The organism is Streptomyces sp. NRRL WC-3549 (genome assembly GCF_000721935.1).
GTDB lineage: Bacteria > Actinomycetota > Actinomycetes > Streptomycetales > Streptomycetaceae > Streptomyces.
In genome coordinates, this window is sequence record NZ_KL585394.1 from 350,563 (window position 1) to 355,726 (window position 5,164).

The following is a 5,164-nucleotide window of genomic DNA, read 5'->3' on the forward strand; positions in this document are numbered from 1 at the left end:
CCGCCGTCGTCGAGCGGCTGCCGGAGCTGGACCGTCACCCGGCCCCGGGCGACGGTCCGGCGCTGCTCCACGAACGGCTGGGGGCGCTCGCCCTCGCCGAACGGGTCCCCGCACCGGCTCCGGCCGGGGACGTACGCACGGGAGGCGAACGCCGGGCGCGGCAGTGGACCCGGGCGACGGTGTGCTTCGGTGTCCTGCTCGCCTGCGCCACGGGCTTCACCCTCAGCACCGCCCCGACGCGGTACGAACAGCCGATCGCCCCCGCCGCCCGGGTGGACGGGGTGCCCCCGCTGAGTGGGCCGGAGAAACTGACGCCGCAGGACCTGAAGCTCCAGAAGGCGCTGCGCGGGGAACTGGCGCACGGTCCCGAACGCCTGGTCCCGCGGATCCCCTGACGGGAAGCCGCGGCCGCGTGCGGAAACGGCGTGGGCCCGCGCCCCTGCGAGAGGGGGCGGGCCCACGCCGTTCCCGTGCGGTGACGCGGTGCCGCGGCGGACGGGCCGCCACGGCGCGCGGTCAGCCGCCGAGGATCTCGCGCGCCAGCTTGGCGGTCTCGGTCGGCGTCTTGCCGACCTTCACGCCGGCGGCCTCGAGGGCCTCCTTCTTGGCGGCGGCGGTACCGGAGGAGCCGGAGACGATGGCGCCGGCGTGGCCCATGGTCTTGCCCTCGGGGGCGGTGAAGCCCGCGACGTAACCGACGACCGGCTTGGTGACGTTCTTCGCGATGTAGTCGGCCGCGCGCTCCTCGGCGTCGCCGCCGATCTCGCCGATCATCACGATGAGGTCGGTCTCGGGGTCGGCCTCGAACGCCGCGAGGGCGTCGATGTGGGTCGTACCGATGACCGGGTCGCCACCGATGCCGACGGCCGAGGAGAAGCCGATGTCACGGAGCTCGTACATCATCTGGTAGGTCAGCGTGCCCGACTTCGACACGAGACCGATGCGGCCGGGCTTGGTGATGTCGCCCGGGATGATGCCGGCGTTGGACTGGCCGGGGGTGATCAGACCCGGGCAGTTCGGGCCGATGATCCGGGTCTTGTTGCCCTTCGCACCGGCGTACGCCCAGAAGGCGGCCGAGTCGTGGACCGCGATGCCCTCGGTGATCACGACGGCCAGCGGGATCTCGGCGTCGATCGCCTCGACGACGGCGGCCTTGGCGAACGCCGGCGGCACGAAGAGGACGGACACGTCGGCGCCCGTCTTCTCCATCGCTTCCTTGACGGAACCGAATACGGGTACCTCGGTGCCGTCGAAGTCGACGGACGTACCGGCCTTGCGCGGGTTCACGCCACCGACGATGTTGGTGCCGTCGGCCAGCATGAGCTTGGTGTGCTTCATGCCCGTCGCGCCGGTCATCCCCTGGACGATGACCTTGCTGTCCTTGGTGAGGAAGATAGCCATGGTGTTGGAGTCCCTCGTCCCTTACTTCGCAGCCGCGGCGAGCTCGGCGGCCTTGTCGGCCGCGCCGTCCATGGTGTCCACGCGCTGCACGAGCGGGTGGTTGGCGTCGGAGAGGATCTTGCGACCCAGCTCCGCGTTGTTGCCGTCGAGGCGCACGACCAGCGGCTTGGTGACGTCCTCGCCCTTGGACTTGAGCAGCTCCAGGGCCTGGACGATGCCGTTGGCGACCTCGTCGCAGGCGGTGATGCCACCGAAGACGTTGACGAAGACGGACGTGACGTCCGGGTCGCCGAGGATGATCTCCAGGCCGTTCGCCATGACCTCGGCGGAGGCGCCGCCACCGATGTCGAGGAAGTTGGCGGGCTTCACGCCGCCGTGCTTCTCACCGGCGTACGCGACGACGTCCAGGGTCGACATGACCAGACCGGCACCGTTACCGATGATGCCGACCTCGCCCTCGAGCTTGACGTAGTTGAGGTTCTTGGCCTTGGCGGCGGCCTCGAGCGGGTTGGCCGCGGCCTTGTCCTCAAGGGCCTCGTGGCCGGGCTGGCGGAAGGCGGCGTTCTCGTCGAGCGAGACCTTGCCGTCCAGCGCCAGGATGCGGCCGTCCTTGGTCTTCACCAGCGGGTTGACCTCGACGAGGAGGGCGTCCTCGGCGACGAAGGTGTCCCACAGGGTCACCAGGGCCTCGGCGACACCCTCGGCCACGTCGGCCGGGAACTTCGCCTGGGCCACGATCTCGCGGGCCTTGGCGATGTCGACCCCGTCGACGGCGTTGACCGGGACCTTCGCGAGGGCCTCGGGGGTCTTCTCCGCGACCTCCTCGATGTCCATGCCGCCCTGCACCGAGGCCATGGCCAGGAAGGTGCGGTTGGTGCGGTCGAGGAGGTACGAGACGTAGTACTCCGCCTCGATCTCCGGGGACAGCTCGGCGATCATCACCTTGTGGACCGTGTGGCCCTTGATGTCCATGCCGAGGATGTCGGTCGCCCGGGCGACCGCCTCGTCGGGGTTGGCGGCCAGCTTGACGCCGCCGGCCTTGCCTCGGCCGCCGACCTTCACCTGCGCCTTGACGACGGACTTGCCGCCCAGCCGCTCGGTCGCCTCGCGGGCTGCCTCAGGCGTGTCGATGACTTCACCGGCCAGCACCGGTACACCGTGCTTGGCGAAGAGGTCCCTCGCCTGGTACTCGAACAGGTCCACGCGCGTCCGTCCCTATTTAGTGGTCTCGCGGTTCGTTTTCTGCGTGGGCGTGCCGCGAGGGCAACGTGACTGCGCGGTCACTGGGGAGGCGCACTCGGTGTTCCGGCACGCGGCATGTCCACCCGGCAGGTTATCCCCGCGTTCGGCAAGACCCTAAATTGCAGATCACACCTGAGCGGTGATAACAGTCACAGATCGCCCTGGTGATCGAGGTGCGGGGGACGAAACGGCCGGTCGGAGGGTGCGCCCACCGTTCGTTGCGCCGCCGGCCGCGAGCCCCGCGCCCGACGGCGGGGCCGACGGTACCGACGGGGCCGCGCCGGCGCCTTCCCGGTCCGCCGGGCCTCCGGGCGGTCAGACGGGGTCCGGTACGGGCAGCGGGCGCTTCTCCAGGGCGGCCGCCATGAGCTGCGGGAAGTGGTCGGGCGTACAGGCGAGGGTGGGGATACCGAGCGCGCCCAGCGCTGCCGCGTGCTCCCGGTCGTACGCCGGCGCTCCTTCGTCGGAGAGGGCGAGCAGCGTCACGAACTGCACCCCGGAGGCCGTCAGCGCCGCCGCTCGTTTGAGCATCTCGTCGCGGACACCGCCTTCGTAGAGGTCACTGACGAGGACGACGACGGTGTCGGCCGGACGGGTGATCCTCGACTGGCAGTAGGCGAGCGCGCGGTTGATGTCCGTGCCACCGCCGAGCCGGGTGCCGAACAGCACGTCGATCGGGTCGTCCAGCTGGTCCGTGAGATCGGCCACGGCCGTGTCGAACACGACGAGCCGGGTCGTCAGGGTGCGCATGGAGGCGAGCACCGCGCCGAAGACCGCGGCGTGGACCAGGGACGCGGCCATGGAGCCGGACTGGTCGACGCAGAGGATGACGTCCTTCTTCACCGACCGGGCGGCCCGGGCGTATCCGACGAGCCTCTCGGGAACGACCGTGCGGTGCTCGGGCAGGTAGTGGCCGAGGTTGGCCCGCACGGTCCGGCCCCAGTCGATGTCCCGGGAGCGCGGCCGGCCCGTCGCGGCCGAGCGGTCCAGCGCGCCGGTGAGCGTGGCCCTGGTACGGGCGGCCAGCCGCCTCTCCAGGTCCTCGACGACGGTACGGACGACGGCCCGGGCCGTCTCCTTGGTGGTCTCGGGCATCGCCTTGTGCAGGGAGAGCAGCGCGCCGACGAGATGGACGTCCGGCTCGACGGCCGCCAGCGTCTCCGGCTCCATGAGCAGTGCGGTCAGCCCCAGGCGGTCGATGGCATCGCGCTGCATGACCTGGACGACCGAGCGGGGGAAGTACGTACGGATGTCGCCCAGCCACCGGGCTACGGAGGGGGCCGACGCCCCCAGCCCGGCACCACGCCCGGTCCCGGCACGACCACCGGGCTCCTTCCCGCCGTAGAGGGCGGTCAGCGCGCCGTCCATCGCCGCGTCCCCGCCGGTCAGCGGGCGTCCGGCGCTCCCGGCTCCGTCCGGTCCGAGCACCAGGCGCCAGCGGCCCAGCCGCTCGTCGTCCGCCTCCGCCGCCGGTACCGGCCCGTCCTGTGTGCCGGGGACGCCGGCACGGGGGGTGCCGAGGACGTCGGTCGTGCCGAGGCCGTCGGCGGGATCGGTGGGGCCGGCCGGGCCGGCCGGGTCGGCCGGGTCGGCCGGGTCGGTGGGGTCGGTGGGGTCGGTGGGGTCCTGGGGCGCGGTCATCAGCTCGCCGTCCTCTCCGCGGGTGTCCTCTCCGCACGTGCGCTCTCCGTTCCGGTGCTCCTTGCTTCGGTGCTCCGTGCTTCGGTGCTCCGTGCTTCGGTGCTCCCTGCTTCGGTGCTTCTCGCTCGGGTGCTCTTCGCTCCCCCGCTCGCCGTCTCGCCGCCGAGCCCGAGAAGCAGGCGCAGCACCGGTTCCACGGCGTCGGCGCGCTCCCCGTCGAATCCCGGGCCGAAGCCGGCGGCCGAGGCGTCGGCGGCGCGGGGGGTGCCGGCGGGTACCGGGCCTCGGTGGACCAGTTCGCCCAGGTTCCGGCGCACCGCCGGGTCGTACGTCGAGAAGGTGCGCCGGAGCAGGGGCAGCACGGCGGTGAACGACGCGGGCGATATGCCGGTCAGCCAGCCGTCGACGAGACGCAGGAGGCGCTCGTCGTGGACGAGGAGCATGCCGCCGCCCGCCGCCCCGCCGACGAAACCCTCGATCCACGCCGCGGCGTCGGCGGGGGGTGCCCCCGGCGAGAGGGCCAGGCCCATCAGCCGTGCCGCCTCGTCCTCGGGGAGGTGCCCGTCGTCGAGGAGCAGCCGGGTGGCCCGGCCCCGGACGACTCCCGCGACCGAGTCGCGGGTCGCCAGGTCGCGCAGGACACCGGACCAGCGCCCCCTCAGTCCCCCGGACATCCTGTCGGCCAGGGCACCGGAGGGCCCCTCGGCCGGGACGTCGGACCGCCCCTCGGCCGGGGTGCCGGACTGCCCGTCGGCCAGGGCACCGAACGGTCCCTCGGCCGGGACGTCGGACGGCCCCTCGGCCGGGGTGCCGACCGCGTCCAGCGGTCGGTGACCGGGGCCGACCGCCCGTGCCGGTGCGGGCCCGTCCGGGCCCGGTG

General features: G+C 72.6%; 4 protein-coding genes and 1 pseudogene. 1 reads left to right on the forward strand and 4 read right to left on the reverse strand.

Going from position 1 to position 5,164, the window contains the following annotated elements:
* Nucleotides 1-395, forward strand: a pseudogene (locus IH13_RS0112380) (DNA-directed RNA polymerase sigma-70 factor); the annotation flags it as partial.
* A gap of 121 nt (nucleotides 396-516) precedes the next feature.
* On the opposite strand, the gene sucD reads toward IH13_RS0112380, so the two are convergent.
* The 4 genes from sucD to IH13_RS44540 form a co-directional block, all read right to left on the reverse strand.
* Entirely contained in the window at nucleotides 517-1,401 is an 885-nt protein-coding gene (sucD, locus tag IH13_RS0112385) for a succinate--CoA ligase subunit alpha (protein WP_031083789.1), read from the reverse strand.
* 21 nt (nucleotides 1,402-1,422) lie between these two features.
* Nucleotides 1,423-2,604, reverse strand: coding sequence for an ADP-forming succinate--CoA ligase subunit beta (gene sucC / locus IH13_RS0112390; protein WP_031083791.1), 1,182 nt, complete (start codon nucleotides 2,602-2,604; stop codon nucleotides 1,423-1,425).
* Between the two features lie 354 nt (nucleotides 2,605-2,958).
* Nucleotides 2,959-4,284, reverse strand: a complete 1,326-nt coding sequence (locus IH13_RS0112395; protein WP_037841154.1) for a VWA domain-containing protein — start codon at nucleotides 4,282-4,284, stop codon at nucleotides 2,959-2,961.
* Nucleotides 4,284-5,164, reverse strand: an 881-nt coding sequence (locus IH13_RS44540) for a DUF5682 family protein (protein WP_031083795.1), incomplete at its 5' end; no start/stop codon positions are given. The genes IH13_RS0112395 and IH13_RS44540, both read right to left, overlap by 1 nt.